This is a genomic window from Cycloclasticus sp. P1, assembly GCF_000299965.1.
Lineage (GTDB): Bacteria > Pseudomonadota > Gammaproteobacteria > Methylococcales > Cycloclasticaceae > Cycloclasticus > Cycloclasticus pugetii.
On sequence record NC_018697.1, the window covers coordinates 768,650 to 787,852 of the forward strand.

Consider the following 19,203-nt stretch of genomic DNA (forward strand, 5'->3'; position numbering starts at 1 on the left):
CTTTGTACGACCTCGATAGCATATTTGGCTCTAATGGCGAGCTGGTTAAACATATTAAAGGCTTTCAACCGCGAGATGGACAGTTGTCGATGGCGCAGGCTATCGAGCGGGCTATTGAGCAGCATACACATCTAGTAGCTGAAGCTGGAACAGGAACAGGAAAAACCTTTGCCTATCTTATTCCTGCCATTTTATCTGGTAAGAAAACAATTATCTCAACCGGGACGCGTAATCTTCAAGACCAAATATTCGAAAAGGACTTCCCGTTAATCCGTGACGTATTAAACGTACCTGTACAGGGTGCAGTGCTGAAAGGACGGTCTAATTACCTGTGTTTATATCGCCTTGATCAGGCAAAAATGCAAACATCTAGCTTTGACAAACAGACGGATGCTGAATTAAGAGAGGTCGAACGGTGGTCTAATCAAACAAAAGAGGGAGATATTGCTGAGGTAACCTCGGTTGCCGAAGATTCTTACGTTTGGCAACAAGTTACGTCAACAGCAGATAATTGTTTGGGCCAAGAATGTCCAATGATCAGTGAGTGTTTTCCAGTATTAGCCAGAAAAAAAGCACAAGAAGTAGATGTGTTAATTGTTAACCACCATCTTTTATGTGCAGACTGGTCATTGAAAGATGATGGGTTTGGGCAGTTATTGCCAGATGCAGAGCTAATTATTGTTGATGAGGCACACCAATTAATTGACACGGCGTCTCGGTTTTTAGGAGTGTCGGTCAGCGCACGTCAAATTTTATCGTTGATCGGTGATGTCAGTGCAGAACAATTAAAATTAGCATCAGATATGCCTGAATTGATTGATTTAACACATGTAATTAGTGAAGACATACGAGAAATGCGGAAGGTGCTGCCTGAGCCGGTTATTAAAGGCTCTTGGGATGAGCTTGAGCAAGGTACAGACTTCTTGCAAGCCTTAGATTGCCTGATTGAACGTATCGAACAGTTATTTAAAGTATTAACTAAGGTGGCTGTTCGTTCTAAAGGTTTAGAAGCGTGTTGGAAACGCTGCGAAGATGTTCTACTGCGACTGAAACTTTTTTCAAATCAAGATCAGCACGATTGGATCCAATGGTTCGAAACGTATCAGCGGACGTTTACTTTTTATCGAACGCCTTTGGATATTTCTAAGGCATTTGCCAGTTTTGCTTTTGCCAGTGATGCCAGCTGGGTGTTTACCTCGGCTACTTTATCGGTGAATAATAAATTTGATTTCTTTTCTAAACGATTGGGTTTGGAAGATGCTGAAACGGGTAGCTGGGAAAGCCCTTTTGATTTTGTGCATCAGTCATTGATGTATGTCCCAACTGGCATGCCTGAGCCACGCGATTATCACTATACGGCGACGATGATTGAAAAAATCATTCCAGTATTAGAGGCTAGTGAAGGTAGGGCATTTATTTTATTTACCTCGCATAAGGCATTAAAAGAAGCCGCTAATATTTTATTGGCTGAAACGAACTTTAAATTATTAGTGCAAGGTGATTTGCCGAAGCAACAAATGTTAGAGTCCTTTAGGCGTTCTGAGCGTGCGGTTTTGCTCGGTACTGCGAGTTTTTGGGAAGGCGTTGATGTGCGGGGGGAAGCCTTATCCTGTGTGATTATAGATAAACTACCGTTCGCATCGCCTGGCGATCCGGTGACTAAAGCTCGGTTAGAATATATGGCCGCTAATGGCCAGTCAGCGTTTTCAGATTTCCAATTGCCCTCAGCAGCCTTGACGCTAAAACAGGGGGTGGGAAGGTTGATTCGTGATGTTGAAGATAAAGGCGTGTTGGTGCTGTGTGATCCACGGTTATCTAGCAAAGGCTATGGTAAAGTGTTTATTAAATCCTTGCCAGCGATGCCTATTACACAAGATGTAAAAGATGTGAAGAGATTCTTTCATCGTATCAATAGTCAAAAACTCAGTGATAAAAAACACGTTATAAAATCAGCATGAAAATTTTAGCGATTGAAACAGCAACAGAGGGGTGCTCTGCGGCCTTGTTGATAAACGGCGAGGTAATAGACCGTTTTCAGGTGGCACCACGAGAACACGGTAACTTGATTTTGCCAATGGTCGATGAGCTACTGAACGAAGCTGGTATGACGTTACAACAACTCGATGCGTTAGCTTTTGGCCGTGGCCCCGGGTCTTTTACCGGCGTTAGAATGGCGACAGGCGTTATTCAAGGCTTAGCCTTTGCGGCAGAGCTACCGATCGCGCCGGTGTCTACGCTTACCGCGTTGGCATATCAGGCGGGTCCTCCCGTAGAAGGTCAGACAGTGTACGCAGCCTTAGATGCTCGAATGGGTGAGGTATATTGGTGCGAATATGAACGGATTGATGGCCAACTCAAAGCGGTTTCCAATGAGTCTGTTATTGCGCCAGCAGCGTTAAGCGTTACGCAAGGAAAACAGGCGATTGGTATTGGACACGGTTGGGGCACATATGAAAATGAGTTAACGCAGTTAGTTAACGCTAGCGAGTTGTTGCTTTTACCAAACGCGCTGCCAAAAGCAAGAGAGGTTGCTCAGTTGGCGGTCGGCATGGTGAGGGATGGGCAAACGGTGTCTGCCGACAATGCATTACCGGTGTATTTACGTGATAATGTAGCAAAGAAAAAAGCACAACAGCAATCATGACACAATACTTGAATATTCACCCCGATAATCCACAGCCACGGTTAATTAAGCAAGCGGCCGATATTATACGTCGGGGCGGTGTTATCGCTTACCCAACTGACTCTTCTTATGCCTTGGCTTGTCATTTGGGTGATAAGCAGGCGCTTGATCGTATTCGTCAGATTCGTCGAATTGACGATAAACATAATTTCACCTTAGTGTGTCGGGATCTAACTGAGATCTCGATGTACGCACAAGTGAATAACGATACGTACCGCCTGCTCAAATCATTAACGCCGGGCGCGTTTACTTTTGTGTTAAAGGCAACTAAAGAGGTGCCTCGACGCCTCCAGCACCCGAAACGAAAAACCGTTGGTATTCGTATTCCAAATAATTTGGTTGCGCAAAAAATACTTGAAGAGCTCAATGAGCCGATGTTAACCAGTACCTTGATCTTGCCGGGTGAAACCGAGGCCATAGCCGATCCTTATGAGATTAATCAGCAGTTAGCCCGAGTATTGGACCTTGTGGTTGATGCGGGTGTTATTCCGTATGAACCAACAACCATGATCGTTTGGGATAATGACTTTCCTGAAGTGGTTAGAGAAGGTAAAGGTATTGCTGATTTTATTGCACGTAAGGATGAGCATTAATGTCAATGGACGAATTGACCTTGGTCGGTCGAATAGCGGTGTGGATATTACCGGTTATTTTTGCCATTACTGTTCACGAAGTCGCTCATGGTTGGGTGGCTAGCCAGTTTGGTGATAATACGGCAAAGAGCCTTGGGCGTTTAACCTTAAACCCCGTTAGTCATATGGATTTGGTCGGAACCGTGATTGTGCCTGGGGTTTTGTTATTATTGGGTGGTTTTATATTTGGTTGGGCAAAACCGGTTCCGGTTAACTGGCACAATTTAAAGAACCCCAAACGTGACATGATTTATGTGGCCCTAGCGGGACCCTTCGCTAATCTTTTAATGGCGATTGGTTGGGGTGTTGTCATGAAAATAGGCTATATGATGGGCGCGCAAAATGAGTATTTTGCTATGCCGTTGATATACATGGGCTATGCAGGTATTTTTATTAATTCGGTGCTGATGATGTTAAATTTATTACCGATTTTACCGCTTGATGGTGGACGGGTGTTAGCCGGTTTATTGCCAATGAGAGCCAGTATTGAGTTTAGTAAACTTGAACGCTTAGGCTTTCCAATTTTGGTCTTTATTATTGTAATGGGATGGTTGTCTAAAATTTTAGGTCCGCCCGTTTATTTTTTACAAACCAGTATTTTTAAAATATTGGGTATTTAGGAGGAAATGTGAGTTCAGAAGTTCCAGCGCAGTATCGTCGTGTACTATCCGGTATGAGGCCAACCGGCAAATTGCATTTAGGTCACTATCACGGAGTACTAAAAAATTGGGTCGATTTACAGCAAGAATATAAGTGTCATTTCTTTGTGGCAGATTGGCATGCGCTCACAACGCACTATGAAGACCCTTCAATTATTGCAGACAGTACTTGGGATATGGTTGTTGATTGGTTGGCCGCTGGTGTTGATCATGGTTTGGCTGATTTATTTATACAATCGAGCATTCCTGAACATGCAGAGCTGCATTTGTTGCTATCTATGATAACGCCGCTGGGCTGGTTAGAAAGGGTCCCGAGTTATAAAGACCAGCAAGAAAAACTCAAAGAAATGGATTTAGCAACGTATGGGTTTTTAGGCTATCCACTTTTACAAAGCGCAGACATTCTTATATACAAAGCCGGTTTAGTCCCCGTTGGAGCCGATCAGGTGGCACACGTTGAGTTGACGCGTGAGGTGGCTAGGCGCTTCAATTATTTATATGGCCGAGGCTTAGACTTTGAAGAAAAAGCGGAAGCTGCGATTAAGAAAATGGGGAAGAAAAATGCCAAAATATTCAACAAGTTGCGAAGTTCTTTCCAAGAAAATGGTGATCAAGAAGCACTGGGTGTAGCTAGAGCTTTATTAGAAGCACAACAAAATATAACGGTTGGTGATAAAGAGCGTTTATTTGGTTATTTGGAAGGCAGTGGCCGCGTTATTTTGCCAGAGCCCATCGCCTTGTTGACTAAAGCGTCGAAGATGCCCGGCTTAGATGGGCAAAAGATGTCCAAGTCCTATAACAACACAATTGCATTGCGCGATGAACCAGAAGAGGTAGAGAAAAAACTTAGAACAATGCCAACTGATCCAGCGCGTGTTCGTAGAACAGACGCGGGTGACCCAGCAAAATGCCCAGTATGGCAGTTTCATGAGGTGTATTCAGAAGAGGGTGTGCGTAATTGGGTTCAAGAAGGCTGTAAGTCAGCGAGTATTGGTTGCATAGATTGTAAACAACCCGTTATTGATGCTGTGTTACGTGAACTAAAACCGATGCAAGAAAGGGCTAAAGAATACACGGAGCAACCTGAGCTTGTTCGCTCTATTATTAATGAAGGCACTGAAAAAGCTAGAGATTTGGCAAAAGAGACGCTTGAAGAAGTAAAGTCAGCAATGGGTATTAATAACGTTTAAACGACGTTAAAAAAACAGAATAGGAAATAACATGTCAGAATTTAAAAATGTCACGATTGTTAAAAAAGCAAATGTGTATTTTGATGGAAAAGTGGTTAGTCGAACGGTTAAATTTGAGGATGGTTCGACAAAAACATTGGGCTATATGATGCCGGGTAACTATGACTTTAATACCGCTGCAGCTGAGGTGATGGAGATTTTAGCTGGGCAACTCGATGTGTTATTGCCAAATTCGCAAGAGTGGGTAGCTGTTAAAGGTGGCGAATCGTTTGATGTGCCGGCGAATGCTAATTTTCAATTAAAAGTTCATGAGCCGACAGATTATTGTTGCTCATATTTTAAATAACGTGTGGGTTATTGTTGCCATAAAACTGTCATCTACACGCTATACTCTAAGCACTATTTCTTAATGAACGAGTAGAGTATGCCTCCTTTTAGAAAACCTAGACGGACTAAAATTATTGCCACCTTGGGTCCAGCTACCGATGAACCCGATGTTTTAGAAAAATTAATTAAAGCGGGCGTAGATGTCGTTCGTTTGAATTTCTCTCACGGCCATGCAGATGAACAAAGAAAACGTGCTCAAGCGGTAAGAGACTTATCAGAAAAACTCGGCCGTCATGTCGGTATCTTGGCTGATTTGCAAGGACCAAAAATTCGTATAGCGCGTTTTGAGGATGGAAAAGTAAGCCTTCAAGAGGGGGCTAAATTTACGATAGATGTAGCGTTAGCATCAACAGCAGGTGATATCACCCAAGTTGGTTGTGATTATAAACCGTTAGCCAATGATGTGACTGAGGGCGATCGTCTATTATTAGACGACGGACGTATCGTGCTGGATGTCGAGGCTGTTAAGGGTTCAAAAATTAAGTGTACTGTCGTTGTGGGCGGGATACTGTCAAATAACAAAGGCATTAACTTACAAGGTGGAGGCTTATCCGCCAATGCGTTAACCGACAAAGATAAGCAAGACATTAAGACGGCTGCTGAGATGAGGGTGGATTTTGTCGCCGTGTCGTTCCCAAGATCTGCAGAAGATATGCATCAAGCGCGTGCGTTGGTTAAAGCGGCCGGTAGCCAAGCGCATTTAATTGCTAAAATCGAACGGGCCGAAGCCCTGGATGTGCTGGAAGAAATAGTAGATGCATCTGATGCGGTTATGGTCGCACGAGGTGATTTGGGTGTGGAAATTGGTGATGCTAACTTACCGCCGGTTCAAAAGCATATCATTAGGATGGCTCGTGATAGGGATACTGTAGTTATTACCGCTACACAAATGATGGAGTCGATGATTAATAACGCCATTCCTACGCGTGCAGAAGTGTTTGATGTTGCAAACGCCGTTTCTGATGGTACAGATGCTGTGATGTTATCGGCTGAAACATCAGTTGGACAGTACCCTGTTCAAACCGTGGAGGCAATGGGGCGTATTTGCGAACAAACCGAACGTCAGCCAAGAACGACTCGTTCGCGCCACCGTATGGGTAAAGCGTTTGGGCAAATTGATGAGGCCATTGCGTTATCTGCGATGTATGTGGCTAATCATACAGATATTACCGCTATAGCTGCCTTCACTGAGTCGGGGGGTACGCCGAGAATGATGTCTAGAATTAGTTCAGGAATACCTATTTTTGCAATGGCGCCAAATAGTGACGTTTGTCGCCGTATGACGCTGTATCGAGGTGTGGTGCCTATTTTGCTAAAAGCGCCACTAGGTCATGCTAAGGATGTTAATGAAGCGGCAATAACAAAATTGCAGCAGCTTGAAATAGTGGCCAAGGGCGACTTAGTTATTATTACAGCAGGTGAGCTGACAGGGCAGCATGGTGGAACAGATACCATGAAAATAAAGAAGGTAGAGTAGCTTGATAGGGTTTCATTGCCAAGCATTTGCTGTGGTAGACTCAGTATCATTAGCCAGCATCTTTTAAATTAATGAACAACCAGACTGACTATGTGGTGCCAATTCAGCAAACGTTAGCCTTGGTTGATGGGAAACCATTTAAAGAGTTACCCGACGACTTATACATCCCCCCAGATGCCTTAGAGGTTTTTTTAGAAACATTTGAAGGCCCTTTAGATTTGCTGCTTTACCTTATTAAGCATCAAAACTTAGATATTCTTGATATTCCCATTCTAAAAATTACTCAGCAGTACATTGAATACATAACGTTGATGCAGAATTTGCGTATGGAATTGGCTGCCGAATATTTAGTCATGGCGGCAATGCTCGCAGAAATAAAATCTAATATGCTATTGCCAAAGAATGTTGAACAGTTAGATGATGAGGAAGACCCTCGTTCAGAACTGGTTAGGCGCCTACAAGAATATGAACGGTTTAAGCGAGCAGCAGATGATATTGATGCTATGCCACGACTGTATCGCGATAATTATTTAGCCACAGCTGAATTGATCGTAGATAAAATGGAAAAACCGCTTCCTGATGTTGATTTGGACAGTCTCTTAATAGCGTTTCAACAGGTGCTTAAACGTGCTGAAAAATTTACTCACCATCAAATTCAGCGCGAAGCATTGTCGGTTAGAGAAAGGATGTCTAATGTTTTGACGCTACTCGATAAAACAGAGGAAACGTTTTTAGCTTTTCATCAGTTTTTTACCGCAAAAGAAGGGAAAAAAGGCGCTGTGGTGACATTTTTAGCTATTTTAGAGCTCTGTAAAGAAGAGCTGGTTGAGGTCGTGCAAGGTGAGGCGTTGTCAGAAGTATGGGTTAAATCGCTTAGAGAATAATTGAGAAACTAGGATGGACATAAAGAATATTATTGAGGCATCTTTATTTGCCGCCAGTGAACCCTTGTCGATAATGGAATTGCAAAACTTGTTTTCACTCGAAGATCGTCCAGATAAGCATTCGCTTCGAGAGGTCGTCAACCAGCTGCAAGATGAATATTCGACAAAACCGGTGGAGTTGGTTGAAGTGGCCAACGGCTACCGTTTTCAAGTTAAATCAAAGTATTCGCCTTGGGTAGCAAGATTATGGGAAGAAAAACCTGTAAAATATAGCCGTGCCTTACTGGAAACATTAGCTATTATTGCTTATCAACAGCCAGCGACTCGTGGCGAAATAGAAGATATTCGAGGTGTCGCTGTTGGGACTAATATTATACGTACGCTAGAAGACAGAAACTGGGTACGTGTAATAGGGCGTAAAGAAGTGCCGGGTAGACCGGCCCTTTACGCAACCACAAAAGCGTTTTTAGATTATTTTAATTTACAAACACTGGCTGATTTGCCACCGTTAGCAACTCTCCTTGAAGCTGACTTATTATCGAGCAATGAGCTTCAACTTAACCTGGGTGACGATACCCCAATAAATAAAGATATTACTCAAGATGAAAAACAACAACCCACGTAAAAACCCTCAGCAAGCGACTAATAAAAAAAAGGGTCAGCAGCCAGAGCGCATTCAAAAATTATTAGCGCAAGCCGGTGTTGGCTCACGAAGGCAAGTTGAAAAGTGGATTTTAGACGGTTCTATTCATGTTAATGGTGATGTTGCTAAGCTAGGCGACAAAATTACCACGCATGACATCGTTAAACTTAGAGGGCGGCCAGTTAAATTAGCTGGCAAGCTTGATGTAAATACACAAGTGTTGGTTTATCACAAACCCACGGGTGAAATTGTCAGTAAAAAAGACCCCGAAGGTAGGCCTAGCGTATTTAAACGACTGCCGCGACTAAAGGTTGGGCGTTGGATTGCGATTGGTAGGCTCGACTTAAATACGCAAGGCTTATTAATGTTCACTAATGATGGTGACTTGGCAAATAAGCTCATGCACCCATCAAAGCAAATTGATCGTGAATATGCAGTGAGAGTGATGGGGGTTGTGACACATGACATGCTTGAACGTTTGGTAAATGGTGTGGAACTGGAAGATGGTAAAGCGCGTTTTGAAGATGTACAAGAGTCTGGTGGTGAGGGAATAAACCGTTGGTTCCATGTGGTAGTGGCTGAAGGGCGTAACCGTGTTGTTAGAAGGCTCTGGGAATCCCAAGACTGTAAGGTGAGCCGTTTAATTAGGGTTCGCTATGGCAGTGTGTTTTTGCCGCCGGGACTGCCAGCTGGGCAGCACCAAATGTTAGATAAAAAAGAAATTGAAGCGCTTAAACATTTAATTGCCGATTAGGCACAAACAACTTTATTTCGACCGCTATCTTTTGCTTTGTACAATGCGTTATCTGAACGACTCATTATGACCCCCAGCGAGTCGTTTTCTTTGTATTGTGTAATACCCATACTAGCAGTCAGTTGGAACTGAGTGTCATCATGTAGAATGCTTAAAGATTCAATAGCCGTACGTAATCGTTCAGCAATGAGTTCAGCGCCTTTTAAATCAGTATCGTTTAGTAGTATGGCAAACTCTTCACCACCAAGCCTAAAAATATAGTCGCTTTCACGCAGGGTCTTTTCAATGCATTGTGTGACGTCTTTTAGGGCAGTGTCTCCTGCGCAATGACCGTATCTATCGTTTATTGTTTTAAAAAAATCAAGGTCTAGCATTATCAAAGATAAGTCAGAGTGGTGGCGCTTGGTTAAAGAAACCTCTTTTTGAAAAACAGAGCGTAATGTGGAACGGTTTAAAACACCGGTTAATGGGTCTGTATGTGCAAATTGAATTGCTTGGCTGTATAACAAGGTATTTTTCAAAGGGTAGAGCAAAACACTAAGAAATTGCTCTATGGTGTTAAGTTCACTTTCAGTAAACCGTTGACGACGCATAAATGTCAGCTTACCAAGAGAATTGTTTTCAATAGTCAGGCTGTATTCGCAACTGTGGTTGGTGCGTGAACCATGTTGAAAAACAATGCCTAGCTCAGGGTTTTCAAAAATGACACCACTATGGTCAACAGCTTTTAGTAATTCATTACTAAAGAGGGGGACTAATTCATCTAAAATAATAGTGGTCTGAAGCGCACTGATTAGATGATTTATAGTGTCTTGCTGTTTAAGTTTTTGCGAGACTGATGTGTCGTTTGATCTGCTGTCTATTGTTTTTTTTAATTCCATTGTTATTCAGCCTGTACAGGTAACTAGGTTAACCGTTATTGTTGATTTTAAAACTTTATAGCGAAAGTTGTGCCAAAAAAATTAAATCGATATAAAACAATGTGTTAATAATTTATTTAAAGGTAATATTTTAAAACGACAATATTTTGACTTTTAATTGAGGGTCGTCTTGCAGGTAGGATTAGTGGTTCTTATATGGTAATAAGAACCGAGCTTGGCAGTGCTATGGCGTCGTTAAAGTAGACGTTCTTGAGATCTTCCAATGGTTATTAGGTGGAGTGATGTATATATACCATTTGCCTTGTTTGGGTAATTTAAAAGGAGTTTGGTAGATACCGTTGGCTATTTTAACCAAGTTGAGAGTCTGGTCATATTGCTCAAGCGTGGGATGTCGTAGCGCAACGATTAAGTGTGACGGTTGAACCTTAGGGGCATTTAAATGGACGGTAAGAGCGGTACTATTAACACTGACAACTGCTGAGACACCAAGTCTTAGAGCCTTTTCTTCAAGCTGTTTGCTGGCGTTTATGGCGAGCCCCTCTTTGTAATAATCACTTTGGACCAAGGAAGGAGGGTTCCCTTGAGCAATGAGGAAGGTAATTATGCTGGCAACAACGACGCTTAGCGGAAGTAGTATTAAAAACCAGGGCCAAAATTGTTTATACCAAGGGAGGCTGTCTTCACGAAGAGTATTCATCATTAAGGTTCTAATGGGCCAATAAATCGGCCTTCTGATTCAGTTGAAATGCTGGCATCATCTGTTGCTTGCACCGATAAAGTCAGGTTGATTGAGGTTGTATGAAGCGTATCTGGGTCGGCGGATAATTGTAACGGCATTTCTAATACTTGGCCGGCGTTAACATGGATAGGATCTTTGATAGAGGTTTTAATGCCTTCTATACCGGTGACCTTTAAGCTGTAGGTGTGGTCAACAGTATCCATATTTAAGATTTTAATCGTGTAAGTATTACTGATGGTTCCTTCATAATCTTCACGGTATAGTGCATTTCGATCTCTTAGGACATTTAGCTCAACAGCATCCCGTGTTTCAATAGAATAGATAACGCCAGATAAAATACCGATGAGCAGTAGACTGTAGATGACAATTCGTGGCCTTAGCAAGTTAGTTTTCTTGCCTTCCATATGGTTCTCGGTGGTGTATTTAATCAGCCCACGTGGGTAATTCATTTTATCCATAACGTCGTTGCACACATCAATGCAGGCGGCACAGCCAATGCATTCATATTGCAGTCCGTTACGAATATCAATTCCTGTTGGGCAGACTTGAACACATAAACTACAGTCTATACAGCTGCCTAACTGTTTTTCTTTGAAATCCTCGCCTCTTTTTCTCCGCCCTCTAGGTTCGCCTCTTAGGGCGTCATACGAGATCACTAAGGTGTTTTTGTCTAGCATGGCGCTTTGAAAGCGAGCATAGGGGCACATATACATACAGACCTGTTCTCTTAACCAGCCTGCATTGCCATAGGTTGCAAAACTATAAAATAGAAACCAGAAGGTTTCCCATGGACCTAGGTTAAACGAGGCAATGCCCTGTGCTAGATCCCTAATAGGCGTAAAGAAACCGACAAATGTGAAGCCGGTATACAACGAAAAGATCAGCCAAATGGCATGTTTGGTCGCCTTTATACGAAATTTCGTAAAACTATTTGCTTGTTTGTCCAGCTTCATTTGCTGAGAGCGAGTTCCTTCAACTTTTCGTTCAATCCATAAAAAAACTTCGGTCCACACTGTTTGTGGGCAAGCGTACCCACACCATAATCGACCGGCTAGCGCAGTAAAGAGGAATAGTGCAAATGCAGCACAAATTAAAAGTAGGGCAAGATAAATAAAGTCTTGAGGCCAGAAAATCCAATGAAAAATGTAAAATTTACGCTCTGGTAGATCAAACAGTACAATCTGGTGACCATTAAAATTAACCCAGGGAAGGAGGTAATAAAGACCAAGAAGGGTGACTACACCGAGCACTCTTAGGTTAGCAAATAGGCCATGGACTTCACGAGGGTAAAGTTTTTTTCGTTTTTCAAAAAGCGATGACTCTATAGAGTCATTTTTATGAGACGTCATTTTTTTCTGTTTACGCTACGAGAAAATATGATTGAGAATAAGCCACTCCAAGCACAAGCTAGCCAGAAAAAAATAAAGCCTAAGGAGTAAGCGGCGAGATAGGAAATATGATCAAAACCAATCTGTGATGCGATAATGATGGGATCAATGGCACTAAAAACAATGCCGCTGAGGACGCAGGCCATCCAAAAAGATGGCCACAGTGTTCCAATAATGATCCGTTTAGTATCTAAATTCATGCTTAATTTAGTGGCTAGATAAGCTATAGACGTAAGCAGAGAGAATATGGATTTTGTCCTCGCCCAAAAACTCCAAATGAGCTGGCATTTGGCCGTTACGGCCTTTACTAATGGACTCAATTATTTTGTTACGTGAGGCACCATATAACCAAATTTTATCAGCAAGGTTGGGTGCGCCAAGCAAAGGGTTGCCGGTTGCATCTGCTTGGTGGCAGGTGGCGCAATAACTTGCAAAAATTTTTTTACCACGTTGAGCATCGGTCGCTTTATGTTGTCTGCCAGTTAAGCTCATCAGGTAGTCTGCAAGGTAACTAATTTGTATGGGTTTGAGGACTGACTCCCAAGCAGGCATAACGCCGGTGCGTCCGTGAGCTATTGTGTGTTGGATATCAGTGGGTTGACCGCCCCAGATCCACTCATTATCCGTGAGGTTGGGGAAGCCTCTAGAGCCGGCAGCGTCAGAACCATGACATTGTGCGCAATAATTAACAAATAAGCGTTGGCCGACTGCATTGGCATCTTTGTTTTCACTTAGCTCAATAATGGGTGTTTCAGCATATTGACTGAAAATAGGACCGTAGGTCTCATTGGCTGCTTGGACTTCATCAGAGTATTTTTTATCCGATGTCCAAGCTAATAAGCCGGGGTAATTACCATAACCGGGGTACATTAGTAGGTAGATTAACCCCCACACAATGGTGATGTAGAACAAGTATAACCACCAGCGAGGCATTGGATTGTTCAGTTCCATTAGGTCGCTATCCCAAACATGGCCTGTTGCTTCGCCTTGCTTGGCCTCGCCCTTATTGGGCTTGGCAACCCATCTAATGAGTAGATAGCAGCCAATAATATTTAATAGAATGACAACCGTTACAACGATAGACCAAAAATCACTCATTTTTTATCCTCTTGTAAAGTTGCGCTGATCTCTTCACCTTGAAAGGGGATATTAGCGGCTTCTTCAAACTCTTTTTTACGGTCTTTGCTCCATGCCCATATCCAAATGGCAATAAAAAGTACAAATAGCGCTAGTGTCAAAATAGAGCGTAGTGTATTTAGTTCAAACATACGTTATCTCCTTGTGCTGACGTGGGTCCCGAGAACCTGCAAATAGGCAATGAGTGCGTCCATTTCAGTTTTTCCTTTTACAGAATCAGCTGCATTGGCAATGTCTTCGTCTGTATACGGCGTGTTAAGAATGCGAAGGGCGCGCATTTTCTTTGCAATGAGCTCACCATCGACCTTGTTATCCTTAAGCCAAGGGTAGCCGGGCATATTGGATTCGGGCACTACTAAGCGTGGGTTTGTGAGGTGTAAACGATGCCAATCATCACTATAGCGACCGCCAACACGTTGTAAGTCTGGCCCGGTTCTTTTCGAGCCCCACTGGAAAGGTCTATCGTACGTAAACTCACCGGCTAATGAGTAATGGCCATAACGTTCTGTTTCTGCACGGAATGGGCGAATCATTTGTGAATGACAGCCATAGCAGCCTTCGCGTACATAAACGTCTCGGCCAGCTAACTGTAAAGAATTATAGGGCAGTAACCCAGACACAGGTTCAGTCGTTTGCTTCATAAAGAATAAAGGGACAATTTCAATCAAGCCGCCAACTGAAATAACGAGGACGATTAAAACAACCATTAACCCAATATTAGTCTCAACTTTTTCGTGACTCATCTTGATGCTCTCCAGTTAAACATGTTGAGGTACAAGAATATTAGAAGCTTCAGAGCCCTTAATAGTTTTGTACACATTGTAAGCCATGATAAGCATGCCAATTAGGAACATGGTGCCACCCAGAAAGCGAATAAGGTAAAAAGGCTGCATACGTAATAAAGACTCTACAAAACTATAAGTGAGTGTCCCGTCATCATTGATTGCGCCCCACATCAGCCCTTGCATAACACCAGCAATCCACATGGATGCTACGTAAAGAACAATGCCAATAGTAGCGACCCAAAAATGTGTTTCAACAAGTGCCATATTAGACATATCTTGTTTACCAAATAGCTTTGGGATTAAGTAATACAAAGAACCTATAGTGATCATGGCGACCCAACCTAAAGCACCGGAATGAACGTGCCCTATCGTCCACTCTGTATAGTGAGACAGAGCATTGACAGATTTAATTGCCATCATCGGGCCTTCAAATGTAGACATGCCATAGAAAGACAGTGAAACAATTAAAAACTTTAAAATGGGGTCATGGCGAAGTTTCTGCCAGGCACCTGATAAAGTCATGATGCCGTTGATCATACCGCCCCATGATGGCGCCAATAAAACGATCGAAAAGGCCGCACCTACGGATTGAATCCAGTCAGGTAGGGCGGTGTAATGAAGGTGATGTGGTCCTGCCCACATATAAATAGAAATAAGTGCCCAAAAATGCACAATAGACAAACGGTATGAATAGATAGGCCGTTCGGCTTGCTTAGGAACAAAATAATACATCATGCCTAAAAAGCCAGCGGTTAGGAAAAAACCAACCGCATTATGCCCATACCACCATTGCACCATGGCATCCGTTGCGCCAGCGTAGATCGGGTAAGACTCGGTAAGGCTTACAGGGATGGCTAAAGAACGGACAATATGCAAAACAGCGACAGTAAGAATAAAAGCGCCAAAGAACCAATTAGCTACATAAATATGTGGTGTTTTTCGTTTCACGATAGTGCCGAAGAAGACAATGCCATAGGCTACCCAAACAACCGCTAATAGAATATCAATCGGCCAAATTAATTCGGCATATTCACCGCTTTGTGTATAGCCTAAGGGGAGCGTAATCGCAGCCAGTACGATAATCAGTGTCCAACCCCAAAAGACAAAGCTAGCCAAGGCGTTAGCAAATAAACGAACTTGACAGGTTCGTTGTACCACATATAAAGAGGTGGCCATTAAACCAGAGCCACCAAATGCAAAAATAACGGCATTTGTATGTAACGGCCGAAGTCGGCTATAGGTTAACCAAGGCAGGTCAAAATTAAGAGCAGGCCAAACTAATTGTGCAGCAATGATGACGCCGACAAGCATACCAACAATACCCCAAACAACGGTCATGATCGAAAATTGTCGAACCACAGTATCGTTGTAGATAAGTGTACCCATGCGAGAACCTCTGTCATTTAAGAGGCTAAAGTATAGGTGCTGTATTGCAGCAAAGAAAGGTCAGCTGGGGCAAACCTGATCTGAATCAGTTTTTCGTTAAATCAAGTTATTTTGTGGGCTTAGCTCGGGCTAAATGCTTTGTTTTTTGTGATAAATTAGATAGCCGTCAGTATGTTTTTCAGGCCTTCCAGGTTATTGATTTTAATCCGGCGTCTGTTTTCAAGCGTGATGAGGTTGTCACGTTCAAGTTTGCGTATGCCCCTGCTAACGGTTTCAGGTGAGAGGTTGAGTAAGCTGCCGATTTCACTACGCGATAAGAAAAGGTTGAATTCGGTATAGAAGTAGCCCCGTAGTCGATAGCGATCCGATAAGTCTAATAGCAATGAAACAATACGTTTTTCAGCACTAACTTTACTAGTAGCGTTTGTATTGTTGCTTTGATTTATTGATTTGCTAGCATGCTTGAGTAATTGTTTAAAAATACTTGGGATGTTTTCTTGTAAACTCTCAAGGTCTATTTCACAAATATTGCTGGTTTCAAGTGCATGAATCGAACATTGGTATCTGTCAGTAGCGACACCATCAAAACCAATAATTTCGCCGGGAAGATAAACACCCATTACATCATCAGATTCATCACTTTTGCTGATAATTTTGACAGAACCAGATTTGAGTGCATATAACGACTTAAAAGGAGAGTTTTGGTGATAAAGAATATCACCCGCTTGCAACAGTTTTGTATGGCTGACCGAGTCATCTAGCCGATCAATATCTTGTGGAGCTAAGCCATGAGGTATACATAAATCACCTAGGCTGCAGTTACTACAAGATACAGTTAAATCACGAAATAAATTTTTAGCTGATACGCTCATTCAATCTAAACTATTGAAAATGAATATATTACCTTATTTGAACATGAATTCCACTGTCTAACTGATGACAATTGACACTAAATTAGAAAAAGAAGTTGTTTGCTTTCACTGTGGCCTTGAAGTGCCAAGCACAACGAAGTGGGGTATTAATTTTGATGGGCAGTGGAGAGCCATGTGTTGTCCAGGCTGTGAAGCCGTGGCGCAAGCGATTATAAATAATGGTTTGGCAGATTATTACCAAAAACGTACCGCTTATGCAGTTTCAATGGATTCGTTAAGTGAAGAGCTTGAGTTTAATACGGCTGCATCGTTAGAAACCGATTGCTCTAACGAAGAAGTCATAGAGACCTCACTTATCATCGAGGGGATTACTTGCTCTGCCTGTATATGGTTATTGGAGCGGCAAGTTCAAAAACTACGCGGCGTGGTGTCGTTTAAGATTAATTATGCGACTCGGCGTGGGTTACTTAAAACCATCGGTCACGAGATCAATATTGCCGATGTACTAACGGCGATAAGAGCCATTGGGTATCAGGCAGTTACCTTTGATGCGAATAAGCAGTTCCTTAACTTGCAAAAAGAACGCAAAGACTTTCTTAGTAGAATTGGTGTGGCTGTATTTTGTGGTATGCAGGTGATGATGATCACATTAGGTATCTATGTAGCGGACCCAAGTGAAATTGACCCTAATATGTTGCAGTTTTTAAAATGGATTAGCGCCTTATTAACACTGCCGGTCTTATTGTTTTCAGCGAAGCCATTTTTATATGCGGCTTGTCGAGATATTAAAAATAAAATGCCGGGTATGGATGTGCCTGTTGCATTGGGTATAAGCCTGGGTTTTTTTGCCAGCCTTTTTAATACCTACCAAGGTAAAGGTGATACGTATTACGAGTCAGTTTGTATGTTTGTATTATTTCTTATGTTAGCGCGATATGTAGAGTTTCTCACCCGTTGGTACGCGATGAGTTCGAGTGAGCGTATTACACAGGCGGTGCCAATGATGGCTAAACGGATAGCTGAAAACAACGTTACCCATAAAGTTGCAGCAAATTCGTTAGCATTGGGCGATTACATACAAATTAACCCAGGAGAAGTGGTGCCGGCAGATGCAGTTGTTGTGGACGGTGAATCGCAGGTAGATGAGTCAATTTTAACCGGTGAAAGTGAACCGATTCGTAAACGCCTCAATGACAGTGTATTAGGCGGTAGCCATAATTTAGATAACACCTTAATAGCAAAGGTGAGCTGCGTTGGAAAAGACAGTACCTTATCAACCATTGCACGTTTAATCGAACAAGCCCATGCACAGAAGCCTGCTTGGGTCGAAACAGCAGACCGTTTTGCTAGTGTATTTGTTTTAATGGTTATTTTGGTCACCTTGGGTAGCGCTATATTTGGTTATTGGCAAGGTCATGTGGATTGGTTTTCAACGGCCTTGTCGGTCCTAGTGGTGACCTGCCCGTGTGCGTTATCCCTTGCGACGCCAACTGCTTATACAGCTGCGATGAGTGCGTTATTTGACCACGGCATTATTATTACAAAAGGGACTGCGTTAGAAAAATTAGCCAGTATTAATCGGGTCGTTTTTGATAAAACGGGCACGCTCACCGAAGGCAGTATGAATGTATCTGATTGCACTGTGTTTGATGGGCGTGATAAGCAAAGCATAATGGATATAGCCATTAGTTTAGAGCGCTTTTCAGATCACCCTATCGCGCGTGCTTTTAAACATGAAAAAACGGTAAACCCTCAACCAGCCAGCGCAATAGAGCAAACCAATGGCGCCGGTTTAAAAGGCTCGATAGAGGGTAAAACCTATTATATTGGATCTCAGCAATATATTAAGCAGTCATCTGGGTTAATGTTTGAGACTCATAATTCAAATGTAACACAGGTGTATTTGGCTGATGATGTGCAATGCCTCGCTGTTTTTGAAATACATGATGATATAAGGCAGGGGGCTTCTTCAGCTGTTAATTGGTTAAAAAGCGATGGAAAAAAAGTGAGCTTATTAAGTGGTGATAAACTCAGTCCCGTTGCATGGTTAGCGAAAAAAGTAGCTATTGAGGATTTTAAATCGGATGCCACACCGAGTGATAAACTAAAAGAAATCGACCGCATGCAAAGGGGCGGCGAGCAAGTGGCTATGGTGGGTGATGGTGTTAATGATGCGCCCATTTTGGCTAAGGCGGATGTTTCTATTTCTGTTTCTGGTGCAAGTCAATTGGCACGTGCATCATCGGATATCTTGTTAATGAATAATGATATGCAAAACCTTCAACACGTCTTTAAGCTATCAAAAAAGACCAAGGCAATTATTAAGCAAAATATGGCTTGGGCACTGGTATATAACATTGGTGCTTTACCATTAGCAATGGCAGGGCATGTAGAGCCTTGGCAAGCAGCACTCGGCATGTCGATTAGTTCCTTGGTGGTTGTTTTAAACTCTTTTCTCTTGCGCTTTGTGCTCCCAGCAGCCAGTAAGAGCAAAAAAATATCGAGGTTACACGTTGGATAGCTTGTATTTTTTAATTCCCGTATCGGTTGTTTTGCTGGTGCTAATAGCCGCTATTTTTTTATGGGCGGTGCGGTCTGGGCAGTTTGATGATTTAGAGGGGCCGGGCCACAGTATTTTGTATGAAGAAGAGAATGAAGAATTAGGTGCTGATGACAACAAGGCTGACAATAAAACAGACAAATAAC

At 42.6% G+C, this 19,203-nt stretch carries 21 protein-coding genes; 12 read left to right on the forward strand and 9 right to left on the reverse strand.

Translation table 11 applies throughout. The features are described 5' to 3' along the window. Positions 1–2: 2 nt before the first annotated feature. The 10 genes from Q91_RS03705 (at position 3) to rluB (ending at position 9,309) form a co-directional block, all read left to right on the forward strand. Positions 3–1,958 carry an ATP-dependent DNA helicase gene (locus Q91_RS03705; protein WP_015005546.1) on the forward strand — a complete coding sequence of 652 codons (1,956 nt, stop codon included), beginning with the start codon at positions 3–5 and terminating at the stop codon, positions 1,956–1,958. After that, positions 1,955–2,644 carry a tRNA (adenosine(37)-N6)-threonylcarbamoyltransferase complex dimerization subunit type 1 TsaB gene (gene tsaB / locus Q91_RS03710; RefSeq protein ID WP_015005547.1) on the forward strand — a complete coding sequence of 230 codons (690 nt, stop codon included), beginning with the start codon at positions 1,955–1,957 and terminating at the stop codon, positions 2,642–2,644. The genes Q91_RS03705 and tsaB overlap by 4 nt, the downstream gene beginning before the upstream one ends. After that, positions 2,641–3,276: an L-threonylcarbamoyladenylate synthase gene (locus tag Q91_RS03715; RefSeq protein ID WP_015005548.1), complete on the forward strand. Its 636-nt coding sequence runs from the start codon at positions 2,641–2,643 to the stop codon at positions 3,274–3,276. The genes tsaB and Q91_RS03715 overlap by 4 nt, the downstream gene beginning before the upstream one ends. Next, entirely contained in the window at positions 3,276–3,935 is a 660-nt protein-coding gene (locus Q91_RS03720; RefSeq protein WP_015005549.1) for a site-2 protease family protein, read from the forward strand. Before Q91_RS03715 ends, Q91_RS03720 begins: the two co-directional genes overlap by 1 nt. An 8-nt stretch (positions 3,936–3,943) precedes the next feature. Beyond that, complete coding sequence (locus Q91_RS03725) at positions 3,944–5,164, forward strand: tryptophan--tRNA ligase (RefSeq protein WP_015005550.1); 1,221 nt, start codon at positions 3,944–3,946, stop codon at positions 5,162–5,164. Between the two features lie 31 nt (positions 5,165–5,195). Continuing rightward, positions 5,196–5,510, forward strand: coding sequence for a pyrimidine/purine nucleoside phosphorylase (locus Q91_RS03730; protein WP_015005551.1), 315 nt, complete (start codon positions 5,196–5,198; stop codon positions 5,508–5,510). A 78-nt stretch (positions 5,511–5,588) separates the two neighbouring features. Then, positions 5,589–7,028 (forward strand): pyruvate kinase, encoded by a 1,440-nt coding sequence (gene pyk / locus Q91_RS03735; RefSeq protein ID WP_015005552.1) that lies wholly within the window; start codon positions 5,589–5,591, stop codon positions 7,026–7,028. A 71-nt stretch (positions 7,029–7,099) separates the two neighbouring features. Next, the gene (locus Q91_RS03740; RefSeq protein WP_015005553.1) at positions 7,100–7,912 is read left to right on the forward strand and encodes a ScpA family protein; all 813 of its coding nucleotides are present in this window, start codon (positions 7,100–7,102) and stop codon (positions 7,910–7,912) included. Between the two features lie 13 nt (positions 7,913–7,925). Continuing rightward, complete coding sequence (scpB, locus tag Q91_RS03745; RefSeq protein ID WP_015005554.1) at positions 7,926–8,537, forward strand: SMC-Scp complex subunit ScpB; 612 nt, start codon at positions 7,926–7,928, stop codon at positions 8,535–8,537. After that, positions 8,515–9,309, forward strand: a complete 795-nt coding sequence (gene rluB / locus Q91_RS03750) for a 23S rRNA pseudouridine(2605) synthase RluB (RefSeq protein WP_015005555.1) — start codon at positions 8,515–8,517, stop codon at positions 9,307–9,309. The genes scpB and rluB overlap by 23 nt, the downstream gene beginning before the upstream one ends. On the opposite strand, the gene Q91_RS03755 is transcribed toward rluB, so the two are convergent. The 9 genes from Q91_RS03755 to Q91_RS03795 form a co-directional block, all read right to left on the reverse strand. Continuing rightward, complete coding sequence (locus tag Q91_RS03755) at positions 9,306–10,190, reverse strand: GGDEF domain-containing protein (RefSeq protein WP_015005556.1); 885 nt, start codon at positions 10,188–10,190, stop codon at positions 9,306–9,308. The genes rluB and Q91_RS03755 overlap by 4 nt on opposite strands. 223 nt (positions 10,191–10,413) lie before the next feature. Beyond that, positions 10,414–10,890, reverse strand: a complete 477-nt coding sequence (locus tag Q91_RS03760) for a FixH family protein (RefSeq protein WP_020161970.1) — start codon at positions 10,888–10,890, stop codon at positions 10,414–10,416. Then, positions 10,890–12,278 (reverse strand): cytochrome c oxidase accessory protein CcoG, encoded by a 1,389-nt coding sequence (ccoG, locus tag Q91_RS03765; RefSeq protein ID WP_015005558.1) that lies wholly within the window; start codon positions 12,276–12,278, stop codon positions 10,890–10,892. Before ccoG ends, Q91_RS03760 begins: the two co-directional genes overlap by 1 nt. Beyond that, entirely contained in the window at positions 12,275–12,517 is a 243-nt protein-coding gene (locus Q91_RS03770; RefSeq protein WP_015005559.1) for a hypothetical protein, read from the reverse strand. The genes ccoG and Q91_RS03770 overlap by 4 nt, the downstream gene beginning before the upstream one ends. 7 nt (positions 12,518–12,524) lie before the next feature. Continuing rightward, positions 12,525–13,415 carry a cytochrome-c oxidase, cbb3-type subunit III gene (ccoP, locus tag Q91_RS03775; RefSeq protein WP_015005560.1) on the reverse strand — a complete coding sequence of 297 codons (891 nt, stop codon included), beginning with the start codon at positions 13,413–13,415 and terminating at the stop codon, positions 12,525–12,527. After that, the gene (locus tag Q91_RS03780) at positions 13,412–13,585 is read right to left on the reverse strand and encodes a cbb3-type cytochrome c oxidase subunit 3 (RefSeq protein WP_015005561.1); all 174 of its coding nucleotides are present in this window, start codon (positions 13,583–13,585) and stop codon (positions 13,412–13,414) included. Before Q91_RS03780 ends, ccoP begins: the two co-directional genes overlap by 4 nt. 3 nt (positions 13,586–13,588) lie before the next feature. Then, positions 13,589–14,197, reverse strand: coding sequence for a cytochrome-c oxidase, cbb3-type subunit II (ccoO, locus tag Q91_RS03785; protein WP_015005562.1), 609 nt, complete (start codon positions 14,195–14,197; stop codon positions 13,589–13,591). 15 nt (positions 14,198–14,212) lie between these two features. Continuing rightward, complete coding sequence (gene ccoN / locus Q91_RS03790) at positions 14,213–15,625, reverse strand: cytochrome-c oxidase, cbb3-type subunit I (protein WP_015005563.1); 1,413 nt, start codon at positions 15,623–15,625, stop codon at positions 14,213–14,215. A gap of 155 nt (positions 15,626–15,780) precedes the next feature. Beyond that, positions 15,781–16,497: a helix-turn-helix domain-containing protein gene (locus Q91_RS03795; protein ID WP_015005564.1), complete on the reverse strand. Its 717-nt coding sequence runs from the start codon at positions 16,495–16,497 to the stop codon at positions 15,781–15,783. Positions 16,498–16,561: 64 nt separating this feature from the next. Between Q91_RS03795 and Q91_RS03800 the strand changes: the two genes are divergently transcribed. Next, on the forward strand, positions 16,562–19,018 hold the full coding sequence (locus Q91_RS03800) for a heavy metal translocating P-type ATPase (protein ID WP_015005565.1): 2,457 nt from the start codon (positions 16,562–16,564) through the stop codon (positions 19,016–19,018). Continuing rightward, positions 19,011–19,202: a cbb3-type cytochrome oxidase assembly protein CcoS gene (ccoS, locus tag Q91_RS03805; protein WP_015005566.1), complete on the forward strand. Its 192-nt coding sequence runs from the start codon at positions 19,011–19,013 to the stop codon at positions 19,200–19,202. The genes Q91_RS03800 and ccoS overlap by 8 nt, the downstream gene beginning before the upstream one ends. The last annotated feature ends 1 nt before the right edge of the window (position 19,203 follow it).

Coding starts and splice junctions, on each gene's coding strand:
- tsaB (WP_015005547.1), top strand. CDS start 1,955: ATGAAAATTTTAGCGATTGAAACAGCAACAGAGGGGTGCTCTGCGGCC.
- Q91_RS03715 (WP_015005548.1), top strand. CDS start 2,641: ATGACACAATACTTGAATATTCACCCCGATAATCCACAGCCACGGTTA.
- Q91_RS03720 (WP_015005549.1), top strand. CDS start 3,276: ATGTCAATGGACGAATTGACCTTGGTCGGTCGAATAGCGGTGTGGATA.
- Q91_RS03730 (WP_015005551.1), top strand. CDS start 5,196: ATGTCAGAATTTAAAAATGTCACGATTGTTAAAAAAGCAAATGTGTAT.
- pyk (WP_015005552.1), top strand. CDS start 5,589: ATGCCTCCTTTTAGAAAACCTAGACGGACTAAAATTATTGCCACCTTG.
- Q91_RS03740 (WP_015005553.1), top strand. CDS start 7,100: ATGAACAACCAGACTGACTATGTGGTGCCAATTCAGCAAACGTTAGCC.
- scpB (WP_015005554.1), top strand. CDS start 7,926: ATGGACATAAAGAATATTATTGAGGCATCTTTATTTGCCGCCAGTGAA.
- rluB (WP_015005555.1), top strand. CDS start 8,515: ATGAAAAACAACAACCCACGTAAAAACCCTCAGCAAGCGACTAATAAA.
- Q91_RS03755 (WP_015005556.1), bottom strand. CDS start 10,190: ATGGAATTAAAAAAAACAATAGACAGCAGATCAAACGACACATCAGTC.
- Q91_RS03760 (WP_020161970.1), bottom strand. CDS start 10,890: ATGATGAATACTCTTCGTGAAGACAGCCTCCCTTGGTATAAACAATTT.
- ccoG (WP_015005558.1), bottom strand. CDS start 12,278: ATGACGTCTCATAAAAATGACTCTATAGAGTCATCGCTTTTTGAAAAA.
- Q91_RS03770 (WP_015005559.1), bottom strand. CDS start 12,517: ATGAATTTAGATACTAAACGGATCATTATTGGAACACTGTGGCCATCT.
- ccoP (WP_015005560.1), bottom strand. CDS start 13,415: ATGAGTGATTTTTGGTCTATCGTTGTAACGGTTGTCATTCTATTAAAT.
- Q91_RS03780 (WP_015005561.1), bottom strand. CDS start 13,585: ATGTTTGAACTAAATACACTACGCTCTATTTTGACACTAGCGCTATTT.
- ccoO (WP_015005562.1), bottom strand. CDS start 14,197: ATGAGTCACGAAAAAGTTGAGACTAATATTGGGTTAATGGTTGTTTTA.
- ccoN (WP_015005563.1), bottom strand. CDS start 15,625: ATGGGTACACTTATCTACAACGATACTGTGGTTCGACAATTTTCGATC.
- Q91_RS03795 (WP_015005564.1), bottom strand. CDS start 16,497: ATGAGCGTATCAGCTAAAAATTTATTTCGTGATTTAACTGTATCTTGT.
- Q91_RS03800 (WP_015005565.1), top strand. CDS start 16,562: ATGACAATTGACACTAAATTAGAAAAAGAAGTTGTTTGCTTTCACTGT.